Source organism: Polaribacter marinus (genome assembly GCF_022662535.1).
GTDB classification, from domain to species: domain Bacteria; phylum Bacteroidota; class Bacteroidia; order Flavobacteriales; family Flavobacteriaceae; genus Polaribacter; species Polaribacter marinus.
Genome location: NZ_JAKQYM010000004.1, coordinates 49707 through 75250, shown reverse-complemented (window position 1 = coordinate 75250; position 25544 = coordinate 49707). Strand labels below are relative to the sequence as shown.

25 protein-coding genes and 1 tRNA gene are annotated in these 25544 nt (G+C 30.3%); 11 read left to right on the top strand and 15 right to left on the bottom strand.

Translation table 11 applies throughout. The features are described from left to right. Positions 1-62 precede the first annotated feature (62 nt). The 3 genes from MC378_RS06995 (at position 63) to MC378_RS06985 (ending at position 2897) form a co-directional block, all read left to right on the top strand. Positions 63-1547 carry a sensor histidine kinase gene (locus MC378_RS06995; protein ID WP_242178040.1) on the top strand — a complete coding sequence of 495 codons (1485 nt, stop codon included), beginning with the start codon at positions 63-65 and terminating at the stop codon, positions 1545-1547. Next, entirely contained in the window at positions 1540-2217 is a 678-nt protein-coding gene (locus MC378_RS06990; RefSeq protein ID WP_242178039.1) for a response regulator transcription factor, read from the top strand. The genes MC378_RS06995 and MC378_RS06990 overlap by 8 nt, the downstream gene beginning before the upstream one ends. Before the next feature lie 65 nt (positions 2218-2282). Beyond that, positions 2283-2897, top strand: a complete 615-nt coding sequence (locus tag MC378_RS06985; protein ID WP_242178038.1) for a deoxynucleoside kinase — start codon at positions 2283-2285, stop codon at positions 2895-2897. A gap of 120 nt (positions 2898-3017) precedes the next feature. Here MC378_RS06985 and MC378_RS06980 read toward each other — a convergent pair whose 3' ends face one another. Both MC378_RS06980 and MC378_RS06975 read right to left on the bottom strand, forming a co-directional pair. Continuing rightward, positions 3018-3203, bottom strand: a complete 186-nt coding sequence (locus MC378_RS06980) for a hypothetical protein (RefSeq protein WP_242178037.1) — start codon at positions 3201-3203, stop codon at positions 3018-3020. Positions 3204-3209: 6 nt separating this feature from the next. Then, on the bottom strand, positions 3210-3779 hold the full coding sequence (locus MC378_RS06975; RefSeq protein ID WP_242178036.1) for an RNA polymerase sigma factor: 570 nt from the start codon (positions 3777-3779) through the stop codon (positions 3210-3212). A 220-nt stretch (positions 3780-3999) separates the two neighbouring features. On the opposite strand from MC378_RS06975, the gene MC378_RS06970 reads away from it, so the two are divergent. After that, positions 4000-4863, top strand: coding sequence for a sigma-70 family RNA polymerase sigma factor (locus MC378_RS06970; protein ID WP_018942691.1), 864 nt, complete (start codon positions 4000-4002; stop codon positions 4861-4863). A gap of 293 nt (positions 4864-5156) precedes the next feature. Next, complete coding sequence (gene rpe, locus MC378_RS06965; RefSeq protein ID WP_242178035.1) at positions 5157-5813, top strand: ribulose-phosphate 3-epimerase; 657 nt, start codon at positions 5157-5159, stop codon at positions 5811-5813. Between the two features lie 56 nt (positions 5814-5869). On the opposite strand, the gene MC378_RS06960 is transcribed toward rpe, so the two are convergent. Further along, positions 5870-6286, bottom strand: coding sequence for a CBS domain-containing protein (locus MC378_RS06960; RefSeq protein ID WP_242178034.1), 417 nt, complete (start codon positions 6284-6286; stop codon positions 5870-5872). Between the two features lie 135 nt (positions 6287-6421). Here MC378_RS06960 and MC378_RS06955 point away from each other — a divergent pair, with 135 nt between their 5' ends. After that, a complete protein-coding gene (locus MC378_RS06955) occupies positions 6422-7306 on the top strand; it encodes a ChaN family lipoprotein (protein ID WP_242178033.1) in 885 nt (294 codons plus the stop codon). 60 nt (positions 7307-7366) lie between these two features. Here the strand turns inward: MC378_RS06955 and MC378_RS06950 are convergent. The 9 genes from MC378_RS06950 to MC378_RS06910 all read right to left on the bottom strand — a co-directional run bounded on the left by MC378_RS06950 (position 7367) and on the right by MC378_RS06910 (position 14611). Then, positions 7367-7440 (bottom strand) — tRNA-Arg (locus MC378_RS06950). Between the two features lie 31 nt (positions 7441-7471). Next, positions 7472-7924, bottom strand: a complete 453-nt coding sequence (locus MC378_RS06945) for a GatB/YqeY domain-containing protein (protein WP_242178032.1) — start codon at positions 7922-7924, stop codon at positions 7472-7474. Between the two features lie 16 nt (positions 7925-7940). Next, complete coding sequence (locus MC378_RS06940; protein ID WP_242178031.1) at positions 7941-8390, bottom strand: retropepsin-like aspartic protease; 450 nt, start codon at positions 8388-8390, stop codon at positions 7941-7943. A 127-nt stretch (positions 8391-8517) separates the two neighbouring features. Further along, the gene (gene nqrF, locus MC378_RS06935; protein ID WP_242178030.1) at positions 8518-9828 is read right to left on the bottom strand and encodes an NADH:ubiquinone reductase (Na(+)-transporting) subunit F; all 1311 of its coding nucleotides are present in this window, start codon (positions 9826-9828) and stop codon (positions 8518-8520) included. A gap of 4 nt (positions 9829-9832) precedes the next feature. After that, entirely contained in the window at positions 9833-10579 is a 747-nt protein-coding gene (nqrE, locus tag MC378_RS06930; RefSeq protein ID WP_242178029.1) for an NADH:ubiquinone reductase (Na(+)-transporting) subunit E, read from the bottom strand. Between the two features lie 78 nt (positions 10580-10657). Continuing rightward, positions 10658-11305 carry an NADH:ubiquinone reductase (Na(+)-transporting) subunit D gene (locus tag MC378_RS06925; RefSeq protein WP_242178028.1) on the bottom strand — a complete coding sequence of 216 codons (648 nt, stop codon included), beginning with the start codon at positions 11303-11305 and terminating at the stop codon, positions 10658-10660. A gap of 3 nt (positions 11306-11308) precedes the next feature. Beyond that, the gene (locus MC378_RS06920; RefSeq protein ID WP_242178027.1) at positions 11309-12055 is read right to left on the bottom strand and encodes a Na(+)-translocating NADH-quinone reductase subunit C; all 747 of its coding nucleotides are present in this window, start codon (positions 12053-12055) and stop codon (positions 11309-11311) included. 2 nt (positions 12056-12057) lie between these two features. Beyond that, the gene (locus MC378_RS06915) at positions 12058-13257 is read right to left on the bottom strand and encodes an NADH:ubiquinone reductase (Na(+)-transporting) subunit B (protein WP_242178026.1); all 1200 of its coding nucleotides are present in this window, start codon (positions 13255-13257) and stop codon (positions 12058-12060) included. Between the two features lie 4 nt (positions 13258-13261). Next, positions 13262-14611, bottom strand: a complete 1350-nt coding sequence (locus tag MC378_RS06910) for a Na(+)-translocating NADH-quinone reductase subunit A (RefSeq protein WP_242178025.1) — start codon at positions 14609-14611, stop codon at positions 13262-13264. Positions 14612-14867: 256 nt separating this feature from the next. Here MC378_RS06910 and MC378_RS06905 point away from each other — a divergent pair, with 256 nt between their 5' ends. From MC378_RS06905 to MC378_RS15450, 3 genes are read left to right on the top strand one after another with little or no spacing between them, the layout of a single operon-like run. Beyond that, on the top strand, positions 14868-16082 hold the full coding sequence (locus tag MC378_RS06905) for a type IX secretion system plug protein (RefSeq protein ID WP_242178024.1): 1215 nt from the start codon (positions 14868-14870) through the stop codon (positions 16080-16082). Between the two features lie 50 nt (positions 16083-16132). Further along, complete coding sequence (apaG, locus tag MC378_RS06900) at positions 16133-16519, top strand: Co2+/Mg2+ efflux protein ApaG (RefSeq protein ID WP_242178023.1); 387 nt, start codon at positions 16133-16135, stop codon at positions 16517-16519. Further along, positions 16507-17631, top strand: a complete 1125-nt coding sequence (locus tag MC378_RS15450; RefSeq protein WP_420851004.1) for a DUF3667 domain-containing protein — start codon at positions 16507-16509, stop codon at positions 17629-17631. The genes apaG and MC378_RS15450 overlap by 13 nt, the downstream gene beginning before the upstream one ends. On the opposite strand, the gene MC378_RS06895 is transcribed toward MC378_RS15450, so the two are convergent. Beyond that, entirely contained in the window at positions 17594-18313 is a 720-nt protein-coding gene (locus MC378_RS06895) for an NRDE family protein (protein ID WP_242178022.1), read from the bottom strand. The two genes, MC378_RS15450 and MC378_RS06895, sit on opposite strands and share 38 nt — an antisense overlap. 102 nt (positions 18314-18415) lie before the next feature. Here MC378_RS06895 and pruA point away from each other — a divergent pair, with 102 nt between their 5' ends. After that, entirely contained in the window at positions 18416-20041 is a 1626-nt protein-coding gene (gene pruA / locus MC378_RS06890) for an L-glutamate gamma-semialdehyde dehydrogenase (RefSeq protein WP_242178021.1), read from the top strand. Between the two features lie 107 nt (positions 20042-20148). Here pruA and MC378_RS06885 read toward each other — a convergent pair whose 3' ends face one another. Beyond that, positions 20149-23535, bottom strand: a complete 3387-nt coding sequence (locus MC378_RS06885) for a reprolysin-like metallopeptidase (protein WP_242178020.1) — start codon at positions 23533-23535, stop codon at positions 20149-20151. 82 nt (positions 23536-23617) lie between these two features. Between MC378_RS06885 and lipB the strand changes: the two genes are divergently transcribed. Continuing rightward, positions 23618-24322: a lipoyl(octanoyl) transferase LipB gene (gene lipB / locus MC378_RS06880; RefSeq protein WP_242178019.1), complete on the top strand. Its 705-nt coding sequence runs from the start codon at positions 23618-23620 to the stop codon at positions 24320-24322. A 60-nt stretch (positions 24323-24382) separates the two neighbouring features. Here lipB and MC378_RS06875 read toward each other — a convergent pair whose 3' ends face one another. Further along, the gene (locus tag MC378_RS06875) at positions 24383-25435 is read right to left on the bottom strand and encodes a nucleoid-associated protein (protein WP_242178018.1); all 1053 of its coding nucleotides are present in this window, start codon (positions 25433-25435) and stop codon (positions 24383-24385) included. Positions 25436-25544: the final 109 nt, after the last annotated feature.

The following is a 25544-nucleotide window of genomic DNA, read 5'->3' as shown; positions in this document are numbered from 1 at the left end:
TAACAAGTGTTAACGAGTGTTAACTTGCTAATTTTATGATTATTACTGATTATATTTGACAGATGAATACAAAAAAATATCATTTAATATTTTACTTTATAACAGTAACAATTGTAGCCACAATTGCTGTTCAGCTTTTTTGGAATTACAATAATTACGAAGAAAATAAAGTTAGAATTTCTAATGAAATCCAATTAAGCTTAGACAATGCAATAGAAGAGTATTATGCAAAATTAGCGAAAGAAGAAATTACAACTGTTATTAACTTTAATGAAAAAAAAACAGACACTTCTATTATTGAAAAAAACTTTAAAATTACCAACATTTCTATTACTTCTGATGAAAAACAAGGTAAAAAAGAAAAAGATTCTATTTTAAAAGAAATAACAAAAAACATTAACCCAAAAAACATAAAGAGTGTTAATGTCTTTAAAAACAAGACTAGCAATGGTTTAGAATTAAAGTATTTTAAAGGAAAAAAACTGGCAGATAGTTTAAAATTAATTGACAACTTAAAACCACTTTTTATATCAATAACATCAACTTATATTAATTATAAAAAATTAGATTCTTTAATTGAAAATCAATTAAAACAAAAAGAAATTTCTATTGATTATACATTTCAACATTTTAAAAGTGATTCTATTTTTTATGCCTCTAAAGACTCACTCTTTTCTAACAAATTGATCAAAAGTGTTTCATCAAAATCTACCTATTTAAAAAAAGACGAGGCGTTTAAATTGCTTTTTACCTCTCCAAACTATCAAGCTCTAAAAAGAAGTTCTTTCGAAATTTTCTTATCACTTTTATTATCGCTTTTGATCATTTCTTGTTTATTCTACTTGTTAAAAATTATCAATCAACAAAAAGATTTAGCAACCATAAAAAATGATTTAATTAGCAATATTACACACGAATTTAAAACCCCAATTGCCACTGTTTCTACAGCCATAGAAGCTATTGAAAATTTTAATGTTTTAGAAGATAAAGAAAAAACAAAAAAATACCTTTCTATGTCATCCATTCAGTTAAAAAAACTGCATCAAATGGTAGAAAAACTATTAGAAACAGCAACATTAGATAGCGAGCAATTAATGTTAAAAAAAGAAACAATAGATATTGCTGAAATCATAGAAAAATTGGTAAACAAGCACCAATTACTATCAACAAAAAAAGAACTTGTATTTTCTACAAATCTCCAACCTATTTATCTAAATGTAGATGTTTTTCATTTTGAAAATGCCATTTCTAATTTAATTGATAATGCCATTAAATACGGCGGAGATAAAATTGAAATTAACATCAATTCTATTTTAAACTCTATAGAAATTATTATAGCAGATAATGGAGAAGGTATTGATAAAAATCAGCAAGAAAAGATTTTTGATAAATTTTATAGAGTGCCTAAAGGGAATACACACAATGTAAAAGGTTTTGGTATTGGTTTGTATTATTGCAAAAAAATTATCGAAAAGCATTTAGGTACAATCGATTTAACATCAACAAAAAATAAAACTATTTTTAAAATAAACTTGCCAAATGAGTAATATAAAAGTGCTTTTAGCAGAAGATGAAGCAAGCTTAGGAATGATTGTAAAAGAGAGTTTAGAGACTAGAGGTTTTACCGTTTTTCATGCAGAAAATGGTGAAGAAGCATTAGAGATTTATCACAAAGAAAATGTAGATATTTTGGTTTTAGATGTAATGATGCCACAAAAAGATGGTTTTACTTTAGCTAAAGAAATACGCTTAGAAAACAAACAGGTTCCTATTATATTTCTTACAGCAAAATCGCAAACGTCAGATGTTTTAGAAGGTTTTAATCACGGTGGAAATGATTACCTAAAAAAACCTTTTTCTATGGAAGAATTGATTGTAAGAATAAAATCTTTACTAAATAGAATTACTTTAAAACCCAATGTAGAAAGCATTAAAATTGGAAATTATTCTTTTAATTACACCAAACAAACCTTAACAAATTATACTACAGAAGAAAAACTAACTCACAGAGAAGCTGAGTTACTTTTTTATCTATACCAACAAAAAAATCAAGTTTTAGATAGGACTTTTATTTTAAATAAATTATGGGGGAATGATGATTTCTTTAATGCAAGAAGTATGGACGTTTTTATCAGTAAATTACGTAAGAAATTAAAAAACGACACAACGATTCAAATAATCAATATCAGAGGGTTTGGTTATAAATTGATTTGTTAATCCTTTAGTAATTGTAAAATTTGATTACCTTTAGCATCGCTTTTTAACTTATAGAAATACAAAATATGCACGTTGCAATTGCTGGAAATATTGGTGCTGGTAAAACCACTTTAACAAAACTTTTAGCCAAACATTATAAATGGAAACCTCATTTTGAGTCTGTTGATGAAAACCCGTATTTAGACGATTTCTATGCAGAAATGGAACGTTGGTCTTTTAACTTACAAGTCTACTTTTTAAATAGCCGTTTTCGCCAAATCTTAGAATTGAGAGAATCTGGAAATAAAATTATTCAGGACAGAACAATTTATGAAGACGCGCATATTTTTGCACCCAACTTACATGCTATGGGATTAATGACCAATAGAGATTATAGCAATTATAGTTCTTTATTTGAATTGATGGAAAATTTAGTTTCTCCACCAGACTTATTAATTTATTTACGTGCAGACATTTCTACCTTAGTAGGACAAATTCATAAACGTGGTAGAGATTATGAAAACTCTATAAGTATTGATTATTTAAGCCGATTAAACGAAAGATATGAAGCGTGGATCTCTACCTATACAAAAGGAAAATTATTAGTTATTGATGTAGATAATTTAGATTTTGTAGATAATCAAGAAGATCTTGGATATATTATAGACAGAATAGATGCTCAGATAAATGGTTTATTTTAAACAAAAAAATACCTAAAAAAATAAAAGAGATCGTTTTCACGATCTCTTTTTCTTTGGTGAAAAATAATTCACCTTGACAAATTGTCCCCCAACACTTCATCAAATTATAAATATTTTTATTTACTCTTCTTCTTTAAAATAATTACCGCCCCCATTAAAACTCGTAACTGTATTTGGAAATTGAACCATAAACAAATCGGCAATATCCATTGTTTGTTTTATCATATTAATATCATTAAGCACCTTTTCTTTTAAACCTTCGGGCACCTCATAATGATGTAATATCTTCTTAAAAGGATTATTCATAATTAACTACAGTTCTTGGTACATTTTAACCATTTTTTCTTTTGCTCTTTTAATGCGCATTTTAACAGCACTCTCACCAAGTTCTAAAACTTCCATTATTTCTTTAACGCTCATATCGTCTTGATATTTCATTAACAAAATCATTTTTTCTTTTGGATCAATTAACTCTAATGCTTTTGCTAGTTTTTCTGATTTTAATTCAAATAAAGTAGCCTCATCAATTTCTTCTAGAACATCTTCATCTTTAATCTGGTCTGTAACAACTGTAATCTTTTCTTTCTTTTTATGAGAATTTCTTTGCACATAATTTACACAAAAATTATATGTAAAAGAATATAACCAAGTAGAAAACTTAGAATTACCTTTAAAAGTTTTCAGCTTTACAAACAGCTTTATAAAAACATCATGTGTTAAATCTTCTGCTTCCTCTTTATTTTTAGAGAAACCATAACACTTATTATAAACTACTTTAGAATACCTATCATATAAAACAGCAAATAATTGCGAATTATTTGTTGCTACAATTTTAATAATTAATTCTTCGTCAGTTACTATATTAACACTAGGGGTTTTCAATTCAGTTATATTTATGACACAAAAAAAGTAAATAAGTCACTGCCATTTTAAAAAAAAAGACAAATTGAATATTTATATCGATGAATGGTAATTTTTCTACTTTTAAACAAATTGAAAAAAAACAAAAAAAATGGATTCTTTTTGTAACATTTAGTTAAAGTCTTACGTATAATGAATTGTAGCGATTACATTAATCCTTTAAAAAGTTATTGAGAATTAGATGAGACAACTTAAAATTACCAAGCAGGTTACCAATAGAGAAACTGCTTCCCTAGACAAATATTTACAAGAAATTGGAAAAGTAGACCTAATTACAGCTGATGAAGAAGTAGAGTTAGCTCAGCTAATCAAAGCAGGAGATCAAAGAGCATTAGAAAAATTAACAAAAGCCAATTTAAGATTTGTTGTATCTGTTGCAAAACAATATCAAAATCAAGGATTAACTTTACCTGATTTAATTAATGAAGGTAATTTAGGTTTAATTAAAGCGGCAAAACGTTTTGATGAAACTCGTGGTTTTAAATTTATATCATATGCTGTATGGTGGATTCGTCAATCTATCTTACAAGCCTTAGCAGAACAATCTCGTATTGTACGTTTACCGTTAAACAAAATTGGTTCTATCAATAAAATTAACAAAATGTACGCTTTCTTAGAACAAGAAAATGAGCGTCCTCCAAGTGCAGAAGAGATTGCTAAAAAATTAGACATGACGGTTAATGACGTAAAAGAATCTATGAAAAATTCTGGACGTCACGTATCTATGGATGCACCTTTAATTGAAGGTGAAGATTCTAACTTATACGACGTTTTAAACTCTGGTGAGTCTCCAAACCCAGATAGAGTTTTATTACACGAATCTTTAAGAATCGAAATTAACAGAGCATTAGAAACTCTTACACCAAGAGAAGCAGATGTTGTAAAACTATACTTTGGCTTAGGAGAACACCAACCAATGACTTTAGAAGAAATTGGAGAAACTTTCGATTTAACTCGTGAGCGTGTTCGTCAAATTAAAGAAAAAGCAATCAGAAGATTAAAACATACTTCTAGATCTAAAATTTTAATGACATATCTTGGATAATCATTAATTTTTATAAAACTTAAAACTCTCAAATTCATTTTTGGGAGTTTTTTTATGTGTTATTTTTTTATTAGAAGCTATTTCCAGCTTTCACTACTCGCTTTTTTTACTTCTGTTCTCGATACAAATTTTTCATTCTTCAAAATTCACTCGAACTGACAGTAAAAAAGAGCTCAAACAAACCGTTCAATCTGGGCTAAACCAATTCACAAAATATATTACTTCTTCAATCTCATTCTCCTTTATGAATTAATTATCTTTGCAAAATAAAATCACAACACAACAACAAACTAATGAGTAACTTAATTGCACCTTCAATTTTAGCAGCAGATTTTGCAAATTTACAAAGAGACATCGAAATGGTAAACAATAGTGAAGCCGATTGGTTTCATATTGATATTATGGATGGCGTTTTTGTACCCAACATTTCTTTTGGAATGCCTGTTTTAAAAGCCATTGCTAAACACGCTACTAAAACAATCGATGTACATTTAATGATTGTAAATCCAGATCAATATATACAAACATTTGCAGATTTAGGCGCAAATATTTTAACCGTACATTACGAAGCTTGTACACATTTACATAGAACAATACAAGCTATAAAAGCAGCAGGTATGAAAGCTGGAGTTGCTTTAAATCCACACACACCAATTGCCGTTTTAGAAGATGTTATTGAAGATTTAGATATGGTGTGCATTATGAGTGTAAACCCTGGTTTTGGTGGACAATCATTCATAGAAAACACCTATAAAAAAATAAGCCAATTAAAACACTTAATCGATTTTACAGCATCTAATTGTCAAATAGAAATTGATGGAGGTGTTACAAATCAAAATGCCAATAAATTAATAGAAGTTGGTGCCAATGTTTTAGTTGCAGGAAGCTATGTTTTTGGTTCAGAAGATCCAACAGCAACCATTGCAGATTTAAAAAACATTATCAATTAATGTCTAATTTGTAAACAAAAAAACTCGAAGTAAACAACTTCGAGTTTTTTTTATCCTTAATATTGCTTTAATAAATAATTTAAAATATCTGTGGTAGTTACAATTCCAACTAATTTAGAATCATCTACAACAGGTAAGGCATGAAACTCATTCTTTGCCAAAATTTCTACAACCTCTTTAATAGTTTGTGTAGATTTTACAGAAATTAAATTCTTAACCATTACTTGCTCAATACTTAACATACTATAAACAGCAGTATCAACATTGTCTTCAGAACTATAATCATCTACAAACGTAATACGTAACAAATCTGTTAAACTTAACATTCCAATAATATCATCTCCATTAACTACAGGAATATGTCTAATACTATTTTCTTTAAATAATTTTTCAGCATCAACTAAATTATTTGTGTGGTTTACAGTAATTAAATCTGTTGACATAATTTTTGAAACTAATTCTCTTTTTTTCATCTTTAATAGGTTTTAAATTCTAGTACTAATTTCCAACTAAAAAAAGATTTTTTATATGACAAAAATCACATTATTTCTTTTAAATTTGAGTTATATTCTTACATCTTAAAAATACAATTATTTAAAATAATTCAGATGAAACACACCCTAGCAACCGTTTTTTTTCTTATTACATTTATAAATTTATCATTTTCTCAAGACAAACCTGCTTACCAACTTTTTAATCAAAAAGGAAAAATTGTCAAATACAATAAAATGATTAGAAATCTTATAAAAAGTGATATGGTTTTTTTTGGCGAATATCATACAAACCCAATATCACATTGGTTACAAATTGAAATGGCTAAAAGTTTTTATGAAAAAAAAGGAAATAAATTATTTTTTGGTGCAGAGATGTTTGAAAGTGGAAATCAATTAGTTCTTGATGAATATTTGGCTGGTTTTTATGATGAAAAAAAAATGCTTCCAGAAATTACACAATTATGGGGTAATTATCAAACAGATTATAAACCGCTAGTTGAGTTTGCTAAAGAAAAAAAATTGCGCTTTATTGCCACAAATATTCCTAGAAGATATGCCGCAATGATTAATAAAAAAGGAATCGGAGCACTAAAAGAGTTGAGTCCACAAGCATTAACATTGATTGGTCCAGATTTAGAAAAATTTTTTGATCCAACAGTTAAAGCTTATGCAGAAATGGCAAGTAAAATGGGAGGTCATGTTCCGCCAAATATGCTAAACATTCAAACGGCTCAAGCTTCAAAAGATGCTACAATGGCTTACTTTTCTTTAAAAAATTTTAATAAAGGTGATTTATTATTTCATATTGAAGGCTCTTATCATTCTAATTACAACCAAGGAATTATTTGGTGGATTCACAAAATTCAACCAGGTTTAAAAATAACTTCAGTAACCACAGTTATGCAATCTGAATGGGATAAAATGACAGACGAAGAAAAAGCAACTATTGCAAATTATACCATTGTTGTTGCAGATCATATGACTCAAACCAAAAGGTAATATTTTTTGGTAAAAACATAAAAAGCAATTAACTGATTATAGTTAATTGCTTTTTAATTGTGACTCCAGCAGGATTCAAACCTGCAACCCTCAGAGCCGAAATCTGATATTCTATTCAGTTGAACTATGGAGCCATTATTATTTCTACAAAAGTAGCATCATTAGTTAACTCATTAAATTCTTTTTCACTAAAGTAGAAATTATTTTTCCGTCGGCTTGTCCTGCTAGTTCTTTAGAAACTATTCCCATAACCTTTCCCATGTCTTTCATTCCAGAAGCTCCTAAATCATTAATAGTTGCAATAACAACACCCTCTATTTCTTCTTCTGATAATGCTTCAGGTAAGAATTGTTCTAAAACAGCCAATTCTGCTAATTCAGGTTCGGCCAAATCTTGTCTATTTTGTTTTATAAAAATAGCAGCACTATCTTTTCGCTGTTTTACTTGCTTTTGAATGATTTTAATTTCTTGTTCTTCAGACAATTCTTCTTGAACACCTGTTTCGGTCTTGGCTAATAAAAAAGCAGATTTTACAGCTCTTAAAGCTTGTAAAGCAACAGTATCTTTTGCTTTCATAGCTTCTTTCATTTTATCCATTACTTGTTTTTGCAAACTCATATTTCTATTTTTTAAATTATTTTTTTGTTTTTTTTAGATATAATACGTTCTTATTATAATCTATAAAAGCTTTTCCTTTTTGTAAAACATCAGCTCCAATAATACCATGAACTTCTTTTGCTTTGTGTTGTGTTAAAGCGGTATTTACATGTGATAAATTGAATAATACCAAATGACATTTCTTAGTGTTCCACCCTCCAATTTCTAACTGATTATTTTCTGATTGTTGAGTTTCCATATCCGTAGCACCTGCGCCAGCAGCTTTGGTTTCACTTTCTTGAGCATCTAAATTAAAGTGATCAATTAAATCTAAACCTACACAAGAATTGGAAGCACCCGTATCTAAAATAAAACGCCCTTTTATTCCATTAATTTTCGCTTTGAGTTCCAAATGATTGGTTGCAATTTTCTTAAGATTTATTTTAATGTATTTCTTTTTTTTTAAGATCTTTTGAATACTTTTCATTTTCGAAAATTAATTGAGCTCAAAAATACGATATAATAAATTCACAAAAAAACCGATTCATTTCTGAATCGGTTTTTTTATTTTTATAATTTAAGATTTCTCACATACGTTCGAAATGATAAAAGAATTACCCTCCAAAATCATCAAAACGGATATTTTCATCTGAAAGACCAAAATCTTCTCCCATTTTTTGAACAGCCTTGTTCATTAATGGTGGTCCACAGAAATACAATTCTAAATCTTCCGGTGATTCATGGTGATTTAAATAGTTTTCTATTACACAATTATGAATAAAACCTACAAATCCATCTCCAGACTCATCGTTAATATCTTTCTTTACTTTCCAATTATCAGACTCTAAAGGATCTGATAAAGCAATATAGAATTTAAAGTTTGGAAAATCTTTTTCTAAAGCTCTAAAGTGTTCAATATAAAACAATTCTGCCTTAGAACGTCCTCCATACCAATAAGAAACTTTTCTACCTGTTTTTAAGGTTCTGAATAAGTGATATAAGTGAGAACGCATTGGCGCCATACCTGCTCCACCACCTACATATAACATTTCTGCTTCAGATTCATTTATAAAGAATTCTCCATAAGGACCAGAAATCACACATTTATCACCTTTCTTTAAGTTAAAGATATACGAAGATGCTATTCCAGGATTTACATCCATCCATCCACCTTTAGCTCTATCAAAAGGAGGTGTAGCAATACGTACATTTAACATAATTTCTCTTCCTTCTGCAGGATAAGAAGCCATAGAGTATGCTCTTTCTATAGTTTCTGTATTTTTCATCACTAAAGGACGCAGTTTAAACTTATCCCATTCAGCCTCAAATTTGTCTGGAGTTTCGTGTTCTTCTGGGTGTGCTGTAATATCCATCTCTGAATATTTAACTTCACAAGGAGGAATTTCAATTTGAATATAACCACCAGCTTTGTATCCCATATCTTCAGGAATCTCTACCACAAATTCTTTAATAAAAGAAGCTACATTATAATTTCTTACAACTACTGCATCCCATTTTTTAATTCCGAAAACTTCTTCAGGAATTGTAATATTCATGTCTTGTTTTACTTTAACCTGACATGCTAAACGAATTCCTTCTTTTAATTCTTTCTTTGTAAAATGAGGTACTTCAGTTGGTAGAGCTTCTCCTCCACCTTCTAAAACATGACATTCACATTGAATACAAGAACCCCCACCACCACAAGCAGATGGTAAAAATATTTTCTCGTTTCCTAAAGTTGTTAAAAGTGAGCTACCAGAACCTACTTCAATTTTCTTTTCTCCATTGATGGTAATAGTTACTGGACCAGAAGGAGATAATTTTTGTTTTACAAATAATAATAATGCTACTAATAAAAGAGTTATTAATAAAAAAGCTGTTACTGTTGCAATAATAGTTCCTGTTGTACCTGCTGCTAATATCATTTTACTACTTATTTATTTTAGTATTTTCTGCTACAATTTCTTTAGCATCTTCTTTCTTTAAAAGGTCTTTTTTATCAGCTTTTGCTTCTACTTTTGGAGCCTCTTCTTTCTTTTCATCACCACCCGTTAACATTCCACCAAAGCTCATAAAACCAATTGCCATTAAACCTGTAATGATAAACGTAATTCCTAAACCTCTTAAAGCAGGAGGAACACTTGAGTATCTAATTTTTTCACGAATAGCTGCAATTGCTAAAATTGCTAAAAACCAACCGATTCCAGATCCTACTCCATAAGTTAAAGCCAATCCTAAAGAAGGAATCTCTCTTGATTGCATAAATAAACTTCCTCCTAAAATAGCACAGTTTACAGCAATTAAGGGTAAGAAAATCCCTAAAGAATTGTATAATGATGGTGAAAACTTTTCAACAATAATTTCTACCAATTGTACCATGGTTGCAATTGTTGCAATAAACATGATAAATGATAAGAAACTTAAATCTAAGGTTTCTGCTCCGTCCACTCCATATTTAGCATCTAGCCAAACCAAAGCACCTTCTTTTAAAATATATTGATCTAATAACCAGTTTAAAGGTACAGTTACTGCTAACACAAATATTACAGCAGCTCCTAATCCTACGGCAGTAGACACTTTTTTAGATACAGCAAGGTAAGAACACATCCCTAAAAAGGTTGCAAACACCATGTTGTCTATAAATATCGATTTGAAAAATAATTCTATATGTTCCATATTTTTTTCAATTATCAGTTATCAGTAGTCAATTTTCAATGTTTTATTCATTGATAAGTGAACACTGACAATTGGTTTTTAGTTCTCTTCTATTAATGATGTATTTTTACTACGTTGAATCCAGATAATAATTCCTACAACAATTAATGCCATTGGAGACAATAACATAAATCCGTTATTTTCGTATCCCATTGCATACAATCCTGTTTTTTCAATTGGATCACCTAAAACTTTAAATCCTAATAAAGTTCCAGATCCCAAAAGTTCTCTAAAGAAACCTACAATTATTAAGATTAAACCGTATCCTGCAGCATTTCCAATTCCGTCTAAGAAAGATCTCCAAGGCCCATTGGCTAAGGCAAAAGCCTCAAAACGTCCCATGATAATACAATTCGTAATAATTAAACCTACAAAAACAGATAATGTTTTACTGAGTTCATAAGCAAATGCTTTTAATACTAAATCTACAATTATTACTAAAGCAGCAACGACAATTAGTTGTACAATAATTCTAATTTTAGAAGGAATAATGTTACGCATTAAAGAAATTACCACATTACCAATAGCTAATACCGCCATTACAGACAATGCCATAACAATTGATGCTTTTAATTCTGCTGTAATTGCTAATGCAGAACAAATACCTAATACTTGAATCGTAATAGGGTTATTATCTGCTAACGGGTCTGTGATTAATGCTGCGTCTTTTTTTGATAAAAGTCCCATAAATTATTTTTTTAAAGTTTTAAAATAAGGTATATAAAGCTTTAAGTCTGATTTAATCATTGCAGATACTCCGTTACCTGTAATGGTTGCTCCAGCAATTGCATCAACCTCATTATCTATCTTATCTTCGTTCTTTGGATCGTTATTTCCTTTGGCTACAGTTATTCCTGCAAAATTTCCTTTATCATCTAATAAGTGTTCGCCAATAAAATCGTCCATAAAAAAACGTTGTTTAATATTTGCTCCTAAACCTGGTGTTTCTCCTTTATGATCAAAATATGCACCTTGTACAATCATGTTTTTGTCCATAGAAACATATCCCCAGATTGCATCCCATAAACCTTTACCTCTTATAGGAGCCACATAAAATGTTTTTCCATCTTTTTCTCCAATAAAAAGAGCTAAACGTCTTGTTTTTCCTTCTTTTGCTTTTGATTGTTCTTTTTTAACATCAATTAAATAAGCTTTGTCATTTTCGGTAACTTTATCCCCTTCAATAACTAGTTGTTTTTTGATGTATTTAGAAAACTCTTCTTGCGCAACTTTAGTTGAAACAAAATTTGCACTTGTTTCATCATTATCATTAACACCCATTGCATATAAGATGTTTTGTTGCTTTTCTATTTTTTGATTGGTTGTAATCGTTGGTTTTGTCAATGAGAAAACCGTTGCTAACAATGTTCCTACAACTAATACCATTACAACAGCAAAAACTATTGTATATACATTACTATCTGTTCTCTTACTCATAATTAGGCAGTTTTAACTTTAGTACGTTTTAATCTTTTCTTTATGTTTCCTTGAACTACATAATGGTCTATAGTTGGTGCAAAAACATTCATCAACAATATTGCTAGCATTACTCCTTCTGGATATGCAGGATTAAATACACGAATCATAATCGCTAAAAAACCAGCTAAGAAACCGTAAATCCATTTTCCTTTATTTGTTTGTGCTGCTGTTACAGGATCTGTTGCCATAAATACGGCTCCAAATGCTAAACCACCAATTAATAAGTGTTCATACCAAACAGTATTCATCAGTCCGTAAAACTTACTAGATTCTGTAATAATATCTGCTGCAACAATTTGATTAAAAATAAACCCCATTACTGCCGCTCCTAAGAATGTTGAAAGTATAATTCTCCAACTTCCAATTTTTGTAAAAATTAAAAAGGCAGCCCCTAAAAGGATTAAAAACGTTGATGTTTCTCCTATAGAACCAGGTATAAATCCGAAGAATTTATCCCAAAGAGTATAAACAACTTCGTGGTTTTGAGCATAACTTCCTAAAATAGTTTCTCCAGATATTGCATCTGCAGTTCCTGCTTTATTAACAGCGTCATATACCCAAACTTTATCTCCAGACATCCAAGTAGGATACGCAAAGAATAAGAAAGCTCTAATAGTTAATGCAGGGTTTAAAATATTCATTCCAGTTCCTCCAAAAACTTCTTTACCAATTACAACTCCAAAAACAACTGCAACAGCTAACATCCATAAAGGAGTATCTACAGGTACAATTAACGGAACTAACATTCCTGTTACTAAGTAACCTTCTTCTACTTCATGCCCTTTTATTACAGCGAAAATAAATTCTACTAAAAGACCAATTCCATAAGAAACGATTACTAATGGTAATACTTTTATAACTCCAATCCAAAGATTATCTAAAGTAAAAAAGTTAGCTAAAGGCGCAGCTCTTAAAGAGCCATCTATAGCTGCATAATGCTGATAACCTGCATTGAACATTCCAAAAATCAAACAAGGAATTAAAGCCATAATTACAATATTCATTGTACGCTTTAAATCATCTGCTGCTTTAATATGAGTTCCTCCGTGAGTAACTTCATTTGGTAAATATAAAAAGGTATGGATTGCGTTAAACGCAGGTGCCATTTTGGTTCCTTTATATTTTTCTTTTAAATTATGTAAATTTTGTTTTAAGCCCATAATCTTATCCTAATTCTTCTCTCATTAAATCTAAACCTTCACGAATTATCTTTTGGTGAGGCTGTTTAGAAACACAAATAAATTCTGTTAGTGCAAAATCTTCTGGAGCTATTTCATAACCTCCTAAAGCTTCCATTTCATCTAAATCTTTATACATAAATGCTTTTAATAATTGCATTGGATAAATATCTAAAGGAAATACTTGCTCATAAGCCCCTGTTACAACAAAAGCTCTATGTTCACCATTTGTATTTGTGTTTAGATCGTATTTTTTCTTTGGTGTTAACCAAGAAAAAGTAAATGCTCTTGATGTAGAAATTTTATTAAAAACAGGTTTATTCCACCCAAACAACTCATAATCATCTCCTTCTGGAATTGCAGTTATTTGATTGTCATAATACCCTAAGAAACCATCTTCTTTTACTTCCTTTCCAGAAAGTACGTTTCCGCTGATGATTCTTGTATTATCATTTTCTAAATTTTTAGCTGTTACATCTGCAATCATTGCTCCTGCAATAGCAGTTACATATTGAGGTTTGCTAAATTTAGATCCTGTTAAAGCAATAGTTCTTGTTAAGTTTAGTTTTCCTGTTAAGAAAAGCGCTCCTATAACCACTAAATCTTGAGGAGTTAAAACCCATACAACTTCACCTTTATTAAGAGGATCAATTTTTGCAATTTGAGTTCCAACATTACCTGATGGATGTGGGCCTGATACTTTATGAATATCTACACCTGATAAACTTGATAATGGAGAATTTGAATTTGCTCCTACAGAAACGTGTACCTTCCCTTCAGTTAATTTAGAGATTGCAGTAATTGCTGCTTGCAATTCTGCATCTTTACCCGCCAAGGTAAAATCTAAATCTGCTGCTAAAGGTGCACTTGCATAAGCAGAAACAAAAATAGCTTTTGGAGCTTGATTTGGATTTGCAATAACATCATAAGGACGTTGTTTTACAAATGGCCAACAACCAGAAGCAAATAAATATTCCTTAACTTCTTCTGCAGACATTTTTGCTGCATCTTTAGTTCCGAAATCTTTATATTCTTGTGTTGAGTCTGCTGCAATTTTCATTGCTAATACTTTTCTCCTTGCTCCACGGACAATCTCTACTACTTTACCAGAAACTGGGCTAGGAAACAAAATACGTTCGTCACTTTTTGAATAAAAAAGTGCTTCTCCTGCTTTTACTTCAGTACCTTCTCTGGCAATAAGTTTAGGTGTAATTCCGTGAAAGTCTTCTGGCCTAACTGCATAAAAACTACTTAAAGAAATAGTTGTAGTTGTTTTTTCTGCGGCGCCAACAAGCTTAATATCTAAGCCTTTTTTAATACGAATGTCTTTTGACATAGTAATTTGGAATTGTTAGTTATCTTAAAAAAATCATGCAAATTTAGGGTTTTTGCTAATTATCTTAGATATAATTTAACTTTTATCTTAGTTAAAGATTCTTATTTATAATTATTCTAAATAATTACATTATCAAAACCTTTTTGCTTTTTAATTTGTTCATTAATTTTAACATTCTCTTTAAAAAAGGAACAATTTTTGCACAGTAATTAAATGTTTAAAATTCACTATTTTTACAAAGAACTATAATCACTTTATGACTCATAAAATAAGCTTGTTTTTATTAATTTTTTTTACCTCTATTAATGCACAGGTTATAAAATCAATTCAATTAAAACCTTTACAAGAAAACAATTTTTCTACCATTGTTCCTTTAGGGACTGTTTTAGAATTATCTTTTGACGATTTAGATGCCGACAGCAAAGATTACCAATATAAAATTGAGCACATGACTCATGATTGGAAATCAAGCAGATTATTATCGAGCCAATACATCGATGGTTTTGATCAAAACACCATCATAGATGTAAGTAATTCTTTTAACACTTTACAGAATTATACACATTACTCAGTTAAAATACCCAATACAAACACCGTAATTAATAAAAGTGGAAATTATCTTTTATCAGTTTTAAATGACGATGACGAAGTTATTTTTACAAGACGTTTTGTTTTATATGAAAACATAACTACAATTGGAGTTTCTGTATCTAGAAGCAGAAACACAAAAACCATCAATACACAACAAACCATTCAGTTTTCTGTAAATCACCCAAGAATAAAAATCAACAACCCTGGTCAAGAAATAAATGTTGTTGTTTTAAAAAACAACAATTGGAAAGAAAAAATAACCAATTTAAAACCTACTTTTTACAAACCCAATCAACTACAGTATACCTACACAAATAAAACTAATTTTTGGGGAGGAAATGAGTATTTTAATTTTGACAGTAAGTTTATTAGAAACAACAGTTTAAACATCGTAAAGGTAGAAAAGAAAGATGTTTTTCATCATTATATATATCCTTTTACATATAATGAATACAGAGAATATAAATACAATCCAGATATCAATGGTCAATTTATCATCAGAACTTTAGAAGCCGAAGATGCAAACACAGAAGCAGATTATGCAATGATGCATTTTACTGTTTTGGTTGATGAACCTTTTAAAGAAAAAGAGATTTATGTTTTTGGAGCTTTTAACAACTTTGAGATAACAGATGAAAACCGAATGAATTATGATCCTTTAGAAAAAGCCTACAAAGGAAGCATCCTTCTAAAACAAGGTTTTTATAACTACACATTTGCAACCGTTGGGAAAGACGGAATTGTAAATACAAATGAAGTTAATGGTACTTTTGATGAAACTGAAAATGAATATACAGTGATTGTTTACTACAAACCATTTGGCAGTTTCTTTGAACGTGTTGTAGGTGTAGGATCAGGCTTCTTCAATCAAAATAGATAAAACAAAATTTGATTTGTGTTTATTACACAAAAAACCTACATTTACCTTTAATGGTACAACAAATTACAAAAGGGATCAAAATATCCGTTAAAACAAAATACAACGGTACAAATTACAGCAATCATAAACTGTATTATGTATTTGCATACTTTATCACCATTGAAAATAAATCTTCTGAAACCGTAAAATTAACAGATAGGTTTTGGAAAATTTTCGATTCTTTAAACCAAACTGAAATTGTTAGTGGAGAAGGCGTTATTGGACAAACACCAACATTAAAACCTAATGATGTTTACTCTTATAGTTCTGGTTGTTTTTTAGAATCTAACATTGGGGCAATGAAAGGATTTTACACAATGATTAACCTCGATACTTTTGAACAATTTAAAGTTATAATTCCTACTTTTCAACTAACAACTCCAATATTATCAAACTAATAAGATCTAAAAAGAAGTTATCAAAAATAAAAGACCCAGAATGTTTAAACTGTGGTTATCCGTTTAACGGACATGAAAAATTTTGTCCAGATTGTGGGCAAGAAAACAAAGGAAATAAAATAACTTTTCTTAGTTTTATTCACGAAGTATTTAACGGTTTATTCAATTTTGACGCAAAGTTTTGGAGGACAATTATTCCACTTTTAATAAAACCTGGAGTTGTTTCTAGAAACTATATTGAAGGCAAAAGACAGCGTTATTCTAATCCTTTCCGTTTTTACCTTACTGTTTCTATTATCTTCTTTTTAATATTAGGTATTTCTAAAAGTATTGACAAATTTAAAGAACTTAAAAATGGAGACTTTAATAAAGAAGCAAGAACTGTTAATAATGATAGAAGTAACAAAAAAGAAGTAAATATTGATTCTTTAAAAAATGTAGTAAACACCGAGTTAAAAAACTCTTGGATTCCCATTGATTCTTTAAAAAGAAACGAAATTGTAAATCAAATTGCAGAAAACGCAAAAGACAGTACTAAAAACAAAAAAACTGGAATCATAAGCTTTGGAGAAGGAACAAGGTTAGATCATTTTATTTCATTTCAAAAAAAATACCCCGACATAGAAATCGACAGAGGCTTAGATAGTTTAAAATACGAAAAAACTTTTTTTAATCGATTTTTATATAGTAGAGCAAAAGTTGCAAATACATTTATTAAAAAAGACGCCAGAGAGCAATTTTTAAATCAATTACTTTCATATGGTTCGGTAGCTTTATTTCTTTTCTTACCCTTTTTTACCTTGTTTTTAAAGTTTTTCTACATCAGAAAAAAATATACATATGTAGACCATCTAGTGTTTGTTTTTCACACACAAACCGTATTTTTCATGCTTTTATCCATCTACTTCTTATTAGAACTCTTTAACCTAAATCCAGAAATATGGATTTTTGTTGTTCTCTTTTTAGTCTATTTACTTATAGCCATGCGCAAGTTTTATCAGCAAGGATATTTTAAAACATTTATAAAATTTTGCATGCTAAATATTGCCTATCTAATTATCTCCTCTATTGGAGTTACCATTGTGTTTTTAATTTCATTTGCACTTTATTAGCCCTATCTAAAAAATCTAAATACTCTAAGGATAATTCTGTATTTTCTTTTTTTACTGAAGTTATACTAACTGTTTCTACTAATGGACGTCTCATTTTTAAGGAAGTTTCTGTAGTACCTAAGTTTTCATTTTGATGAAACGCTAATATTTTTTGTTGATGGAATTCTGAATTTTCATTCAACCAATCTTCAAACCACTTTCCTCTATCTTCTTTCATTACGTCAGAATACAATGTAGAAGAGGACCAAATTTTAGGTTCTTGTAAGAGTTTTGTAAAATGTTTTTTTACTCCATCCCAAATCAATTCATAAGTTTCTAATTGATTTTCCCAATCCACTAAAACCAAGGTAAAAGGCTCTATATCTTTAAAATCAAATTTGTGAATAAAGGCTACGGCATTAGAATCGGAAAGTATTTTTTTAACAATAACACCTCTACTCATTCTATAAGATCCTTCTCTTTGATGTTTCGTAAAACCTCCATTTAACAAACAAACTAACCTGTTTTTATCACTCAACCCAATCCAAGTACCACCTGCTAACTCATCTTTAGGATACACTAATCTCACACCATTTTCGAGATATTCTTTAGGCGGAATAGTTTTTCGTAAGGGAGTTTCATCTCTATTAGATGTTAAAATAAAATCATTATTTCCTAAGGGAAGAAAGCTAACTGTACACATTAATTTTTAGATAAAATTGGTTTTCAAAATTACGAAATCGATTGATAAAAATTGTAACTTTGCACTTTAAAATTAGTCGATTAAAACTTAAAAACATACACAATGGCAAGAGGATTTTTTAACGTTCCAAAAGCAGTAAACGAACCCGTAAAAGGTTACGCTCCAGGATCTCCAGAGAGAGAAGAGTTATTAGCAACTTACAAAAAAATGTTTAACAGCAATATTGATGTGCCAATGCATATCAATGGAGAAGAAGTTAGAACAGGAAACACAAAAAACATTACACCTCCTCATGATCACAAGCATATTGTTGGTCAATATCATACAGCAGACAAAACACACGTAGACACCGCAATATCTACAGCTTTAGCGGCAAGAGAAGCTTGGTCTAACGTAAGTTGGATGGAAAGAGCTTCTATCTTTTTAAAAGCTGCAGAGTTGTTAGCAGGGCCTTATAGAGCAAAAATGAATGCTGCAACCATGATTGCACAGTCTAAAAACGTAAATCAAGCAGAAATTGATGCTGCTTGTGAAATGATAGATTTCTTCCGATTTAATGTAGAGTATATGACTGATATATTTAAAGATCAACCAGCATCTGCACCAGGAATTTGGAACAGAGTTGAGTACAGACCTTTAGAAGGATTTGTATATGCAATTACACCTTTTAACTTTACTTCTATTGCAGCAAATTTGCCTGCAGCAGCAGCTTTAATGGGTAATGTAGTTGTTTGGAAACCTTCTGATCATCAGGCGTATTCTGCACAAGTAATTGTAGATTTATTTAAAGAAGCAGGCTTACCAGATGGTGTAATTAACGTTGTTTACGGAGACCCTGTTATGATTACAGATACTGTTTTAGCTTCTGCAGATTTCTCTGGATTACACTTTACAGGTTCTACTCATGTATTCAAAAACTTATGGCAACAAATTGGTACAAATATTCATACCTATAAAACCTATCCTAGAATTGTTGGAGAAACAGGTGGTAAAGATTTTATTTGGGCACATAATTCATCAAATCCTTTGCAAGTTGCCACCGCAATTACAAGAGGAGCTTTTGAATATCAAGGTCAAAAATGTTCTGCAGCTTCACGTTCTTATATTCCTGCTTCAATTTGGAAAGATGTGAAAAAACATTTAATTGCACAAACATCAGAACTAAAAATGGGTTCACCAGAAGATCCATCAAACTTTGTAAACGCTGTAATTCATGAAGGCTCTTTTGATAAAATAGCTAAATATATTGATGCCGCTAAAGCGGATGAAAATGCAGAAGTAATTATTGGTGGTGGCTACGACAAATCTGTTGGTTATTTTATTGAACCGACAGTAATTTTAGCAAAAACACCAACATTTGCTACAATGACAACAGAGTTGTTTGGACCTGTAATGACCATATATGTTTATGAAGATGCGGAATGGGAAGCATCCTTAAAATTAGTTGATGAATCTACTGAGTATGCTTTAACAGGAGCTATTTTTTCTACAGATAGATATATTGTAGAAAAAGCCTCTAAAGCCTTAGAAAATGCTGCAGGAAACTTTTATATTAACGACAAACCAACAGGAGCTGTTGTAGGTCAGCAACCATTTGGAGGAGCAAGAGCTTCTGGTACAAATGACAAAGCGGGTTCTGCGCAAAACTTATTACGTTGGACATCTGTTCGTTTAATAAAAGAAACATTTGTTACTCCACAAGATTATAAATATCCTTTCTTAGGATAAGATTTAATCTTAAAAAACAAACCTCTTTTTTTCTTTAAAGAATCTTCCATAATAAAAGCCTCATTAAAATATTTTAATGAGGCTTTTATTTTTTATTAAATTTCTTCTTACTTTATAACAAGTTTTCTTGTTGTCTGTTTACTTCTGTTAGTAATCTTAACAAGATACAAACCTGCCGAAGCTTTATCAAAAGAAATATTTTCAGAGAAATTAGTATTAGTATTTAAATAGTTTTTCTCACCTATCAACCTTCCTCTAACATCAAATAATTGAACTGTTACTTTGTCTGTGTTTAGCACTTCTAAATTTAGTGTAAACTCTCCATTAGTTGGATTAGGATATAAATTAAAACCACTAAAAGCAAAATCTTCTAATGAAGCTGTTTCATCTTGTACATTAATCGTATAATCTTCAACTTCACCATCAAATCCTGTCTCACAAGATGTTGGATACGTTACAGTAAGTGACGATGTATATCTACTAGAAACTCTCATAACTGTATTCCCTAAACTAGCGCCTGCTGGTATTGTTATAGATAAAGGGCTTAAATCTGTAGGTCCATCAGAAGTATTCCCTGCAAAACCTAAATCATATTCTTCACCAGCATCATCAAAACTACAGTTATGGTTCCAATCTATCCAAGCTTTAACTTGTACTCTATAATTTCCATCGGTATTTACATTAACCGTTAAATCATGAGTCTCATTTAATTTCACATCAGTTGAAATAGATGTATAATCAAAATACCCTTGTTTTTGTAAGCTACCATCTAGTTTAGTAGTTGCATTATCTATGGTATTAAATTTAACCAATGTTGTACTTGTATCATAAGTAGTGGTTCCAGAAGAATCACACACAGAACAATTGGTTGTTGTAAAACTAAATACTGAAGAAAAATCACCATCTCCACATAAACTCTTTCCTTTTACTCTCCAATAATAAGTTGTTGATTGATTTAAACCAGTAACTGAAAAAGAATTTGTGTTTACATTTTCACTAGAAACTATATTTGCAAATGCATTATCTGTTGCCACTTCTACATCATATGAAATAGCGTTAGCATCAGCATCCCACATTAAAGTTGGAGCTATAGCTTCATTTACATTTGCATCTGCTGGAGAAGTTAAGGTTATAGTATTAGGTGAACCATTATATATATTTAATGTAACATCTGCATCTTTACTAATTGCTGCAGAAGTACCAACAATTTTAAAATTATGTTCCCCTACAGCAACATTTGCAATACCTGATATTGTTGCCGTAACAGCAGTTCCATCACTTACAGCAGTAGCAGGATTAAAAGTAACCGTTGCATTTGCAGGTAAACCTGAAGCTGAAAAAGTTGTAGTTCCTGTAAAACCTAAGAATGTATTATAAGTAAAATTGTAAATAGCTTCATTTGGTGAACAAACAGCAACTTCAGGATTAGAAACTGCTATTGCAAATTCAGATTCTTGAATTGAAAAATTACTTGAATTCATAGCATAAAAAATATTGTCTTTAGCCTCCACAATAATTCTAGCTTGCGTTGTATCTCCTCCTCCAGTTGCTGGGACTACAAAAGTATGAGTTCCATCATTATCAACATCTGTAGCTAAGGTATACGGAAAAGTAACCCCACCATCGATTGATAACAAAATATTTACTTTTGATGCATTTACAGTACCCGCATTAGTTCCTGCAACATCCCAAGTTACTGTTTCTGTAGATCCTGCATCCCACAAAACATTTGAGTTTTGTGAAGTAACCATAAATGGACCAACAGAGTCATCAACTGTTATTTTCATTAAATCATAAGCCGTTTGCCCATTTAAACCTGTAGCAGTTGGTTGTCTATCTCTAACAGTTAATGCAAAATTTAAATCTCTAGATATATTTGATACTGTCTCCCAATCATCTCCAGAAGCTGGATTAGTTTCTGTTAATTGACCTGCAACAACCCTACTTAGTTTAGGAACATATCGATTAGAAGAAGTTGATGGAGGTAAAGACCTAGTCATCGCTCCTACGGCTCTTGTTGGGCCAAACTGCCCAGTAGTAACTTGACCATTATCTATTTGTTCCCAAGTATACATTAATTGATCTTCTCCGTCTGCATCTGTAGCAGAACCTCTTAAAACATAAGGTGTTCCTCTAGGTATTACATAATCTGAACCTGCATTTACTACCGGTGGATTATTTGCTAGCGTAACAGGAGAATTACTTTGCCAACAAGTACGATTATCAACAACATTATCTACTATTTGTTTAATACTTGCATAATGAAAATACGGATCACTATGTTGTTGAACATTACTCGTAGTAATTCCTGCATATCCCATAATTGTTGATCCACTACCAGGTTCTACATTTACACCATAACCTTCTGTACCGTGAGAAAAAGTATGATTTGCTCCCATTTGATGCCCTATTTCATGAGCTACATAATCGATATCAAACGTATCTCCTTCTGGTTGACCATCGGCAGGTGAAGTAAATCCAGCACCTTTATTCTTGTCAAAAGTAGAAGATGTATCATCTACACAAACACATCCAATACAACCGGCATTTCCACCACCTCCAGAAGCACCAAATAAATGACCTATATCATAATCAGAGTTATTTATGTTGCTAGTTAAAGTGTTTTGTAATTGTAACCCCCAACCAATCAAAGCATTTGAATTTGAAGAAGCAGTACCCACAGAAGCATTAGAATACGGATCTGTAAGACCATTTGTATAAATTAAAGCTGGAAAATCTTGTACTTCAAAAGTAATTGCCATATCTGTTTCAAAAACAGCATTTACTCTTGTAATAGTTGCATTAATAGCTGCTAATGCCCCAGCAACAGTTCCACCGTGATAACTTGTATACTCTCCTGTTACAGATACTACTAAACGAAACTTACGTAAAGTTTGATCGTTTGCAGATCTTTGCGTAATATTATTTACTCCCGTATCTTTTACAAGTTCATTTGTTGTTGAACAAATATAATCTTCAGTTGGTAAATTATTTTTTGAAAGTCTATTGTAAACTACATAATTTTTAACATCATTGTGTATTGGCTGCATAAATACTGTAGGCTTATTTTTATAAGAAATCATTGTTTGAACTCCTTTTGGAGACACACTCATTCTTACTATTGCCCCTAACTTATCTGTACTAAAACCTACATATGATTTTATTTCTGGGTATTTTGCAGATAAACTAGGCGAAAAAACAGGCACTTCTAAAACTCTAAATGCTTGTAATTCTCCTTTTTCGTTTGGAAGCTCAATGATAACATCCGATGACTTAGCATTTACACCTCTTAAAGGTGCATTTACTAATTGTTTTTTAAATGCTGTAAAATCTAATCCTATAACTTCAGAATTATTTTCATCTAATTTTTCAATGGAATGCCCTTGAAATTCACCAGAGCTCTTCGCCTTTTTCCATACTTTCGATTGAGAATTTATCCCAACAAAAAATAGTAGCGCTATTAATGTTAAAAAGTTTTGTAATTTTTGTTTCATATCAAAAGATTATATTAAGTCTTAAAATTTATAAATTAAGTCTTCAAATATAATCAAATAATTATCTTTGTACTCAAATATTATGAATAGAAACGTACTTTTAGAAGACTTATCTGTAAAAGATTATAAAGAAACCTGGGATTTTCAAACAGAATTATTACAAGAAATTGTTGATACAAAAATTGAAAATCGTAGAAATAGCACCCAAAAAGCAACAAAAAATCACTTCTTATTTGTAGAACATCCGCATGTGTATACCTTAGGAAAGAGTGGTGATTTAAGTAATTTATTATTGAATGAAAATCAACTAAAAGAAAAAGGAGCTACATTTTACAAAATAAATAGAGGTGGTGATATTACTTATCATGGTCCTGGGCAAATTGTTGGATATCCGATTTTAGATTTAGAAAATTTTTTTACAGACATCCATAAATATTTACGTTTTTTAGAAGAGGTAATTATTTTAACCATTGCAGAATATGGTTTAAAAGGCTTAAGAAGCGATGGAGAAACGGGTGTTTGGCTAGACGTTGGCACTCCTTTTGCTCGTAAAATTTGTGCGATGGGAATTCGTTCATCTCGCTGGGTAACCATGCATGGTTTTGCCTTAAATGCAAATGTAAATTTAGGGTACTTTGATAATATTATTCCATGTGGAATTAAAGGAAAAGCTGTAACTTCTATGGAAGCTGAGTTAGGGAAAAAAGTGGATTTAGCCGAAGTTAAAGAAAAGATTTTAAAACATTTCAAAACCCTTTTTGAAGTTGAAAAATTTATCACTCTTTAAAAAACCTCTTTTGCTAGAATCAAATTCTTTTGTTTATAAAGCTACAAAAACTTACTAGATTTATTTTTCTTCGTTAAAATACACTTTATAATATTTCATTTTCTTCTCTTCATCATATCCTCTTTCTAAATATTCTGAAGCCGCTTCTGGTGCATCTACATCTAATTTTATACTGATATTTGTATCTAATTTTATCTCCGTTTTAAGTTTGCTTTTTTCTTTCTTTAATACAACACCAGAAACATCAAAATTATTTCTAATTAACACATCGTTTAAAGTTTCGAAGTGTTTTTTATATTCGTCAAATTTTTCTTTGTGCTTTTCTTCTTCAAATATTTCATCTTTAAAAGTAGCATAATCTACTGCTTCATTTTCTTTAAAATAATCTACTGTATTTGCTAAAAAATTTCCTTGTTCGTGCATTCCTAATTCTGGCTTAATTACTTCCTCAGAAAACTCTTTACACATCTCTAAATAGTTTTGAGTATGTGAATTATAATCATCGGCTAATTTTACAGATAAGAAATTTTTTATCCAATATTGCGCATCATAATTATTATTATCTACAGACAATACGATCGTTCCTTCTGTATCTGACGTGTTTAAAATTAAGCACCCTTTGTCTATTTTTTTTGTAGAAATTCCTTTTTGAACAACTACATCAAAACTCTCATTATCATCTAAATATGTTTGAAAAAAATCTACTTTATTTTCAATTTTAAAAATCCCAACTGCTTCTGTTAATACATCTTTATACTCTATTCCTTCAATAAGAACAACAAGAACATCCCCTGTTTTTATTTGTGCGGAATTAGATTGTTCAAATAAATGATTTACAATATTTTTAGAATATTCTACAAAAGAACTTTCTTCTTTAAAAACTTCTGAAGCATAATTATTTAGTTCGTTTAAACGAACATCTGCGTGATGAGAAAATCGATAACTTTGCGTTAAACTCCCAAAAGGTTTCAATAAAAAACTTTTCATTAAATCGTAACTTTCTTGATCGAAACGAATTAAATCTTCAGAAAAAACATTTTGCCCGCTATTAAACTTATTAGCCACTTTATGTAAAATACATTTGGTAATTTCTGCTTTGTTTTTTTTAATCATCACTTGAATTTTTGGAGGGTAAAAATAGTTGAAGTTTTTAAATAATTACGAAATAATTGAATGAGATTTTCTAAAAAACACAAAAATGTTTAACCAGGATTGAATGTTA

Bases quoted from the DNA above. Each gene is read 5' to 3' on its own strand.
- MC378_RS06995 (WP_242178040.1), top strand. From the start codon at position 63: ATGAATACAAAAAAATATCATTTAATATTTTACTTTATAACAGTAACA.
- MC378_RS06990 (WP_242178039.1), top strand. From the start codon at position 1,540: ATGAGTAATATAAAAGTGCTTTTAGCAGAAGATGAAGCAAGCTTAGGA.
- MC378_RS06985 (WP_242178038.1), top strand. From the start codon at position 2,283: ATGCACGTTGCAATTGCTGGAAATATTGGTGCTGGTAAAACCACTTTA.
- MC378_RS06980 (WP_242178037.1), bottom strand. From the start codon at position 3,203: ATGAATAATCCTTTTAAGAAGATATTACATCATTATGAGGTGCCCGAA.
- MC378_RS06970 (WP_018942691.1), top strand. From the start codon at position 4,000: ATGAGACAACTTAAAATTACCAAGCAGGTTACCAATAGAGAAACTGCT.
- rpe (WP_242178035.1), top strand. From the start codon at position 5,157: ATGAGTAACTTAATTGCACCTTCAATTTTAGCAGCAGATTTTGCAAAT.
- MC378_RS06960 (WP_242178034.1), bottom strand. From the start codon at position 6,286: ATGAAAAAAAGAGAATTAGTTTCAAAAATTATGTCAACAGATTTAATT.
- MC378_RS06955 (WP_242178033.1), top strand. From the start codon at position 6,422: ATGAAACACACCCTAGCAACCGTTTTTTTTCTTATTACATTTATAAAT.
- MC378_RS06945 (WP_242178032.1), bottom strand. From the start codon at position 7,924: ATGAGTTTGCAAAAACAAGTAATGGATAAAATGAAAGAAGCTATGAAA.
- MC378_RS06940 (WP_242178031.1), bottom strand. From the start codon at position 8,390: ATGAAAAGTATTCAAAAGATCTTAAAAAAAAAGAAATACATTAAAATA.
- nqrF (WP_242178030.1), bottom strand. From the start codon at position 9,828: ATGATATTAGCAGCAGGTACAACAGGAACTATTATTGCAACAGTAACA.
- nqrE (WP_242178029.1), bottom strand. From the start codon at position 10,579: ATGGAACATATAGAATTATTTTTCAAATCGATATTTATAGACAACATG.
- MC378_RS06925 (WP_242178028.1), bottom strand. From the start codon at position 11,305: ATGGGACTTTTATCAAAAAAAGACGCAGCATTAATCACAGACCCGTTA.
- MC378_RS06920 (WP_242178027.1), bottom strand. From the start codon at position 12,055: ATGAGTAAGAGAACAGATAGTAATGTATATACAATAGTTTTTGCTGTT.
- MC378_RS06915 (WP_242178026.1), bottom strand. From the start codon at position 13,257: ATGGGCTTAAAACAAAATTTACATAATTTAAAAGAAAAATATAAAGGA.
- MC378_RS06910 (WP_242178025.1), bottom strand. From the start codon at position 14,611: ATGTCAAAAGACATTCGTATTAAAAAAGGCTTAGATATTAAGCTTGTT.
- MC378_RS06905 (WP_242178024.1), top strand. From the start codon at position 14,868: ATGACTCATAAAATAAGCTTGTTTTTATTAATTTTTTTTACCTCTATT.
- apaG (WP_242178023.1), top strand. From the start codon at position 16,133: ATGGTACAACAAATTACAAAAGGGATCAAAATATCCGTTAAAACAAAA.
- MC378_RS06895 (WP_242178022.1), bottom strand. From the start codon at position 18,313: ATGTGTACAGTTAGCTTTCTTCCCTTAGGAAATAATGATTTTATTTTA.
- pruA (WP_242178021.1), top strand. From the start codon at position 18,416: ATGGCAAGAGGATTTTTTAACGTTCCAAAAGCAGTAAACGAACCCGTA.
- MC378_RS06885 (WP_242178020.1), bottom strand. From the start codon at position 23,535: ATGAAACAAAAATTACAAAACTTTTTAACATTAATAGCGCTACTATTT.
- lipB (WP_242178019.1), top strand. From the start codon at position 23,618: ATGAATAGAAACGTACTTTTAGAAGACTTATCTGTAAAAGATTATAAA.
- MC378_RS06875 (WP_242178018.1), bottom strand. From the start codon at position 25,435: ATGATTAAAAAAAACAAAGCAGAAATTACCAAATGTATTTTACATAAA.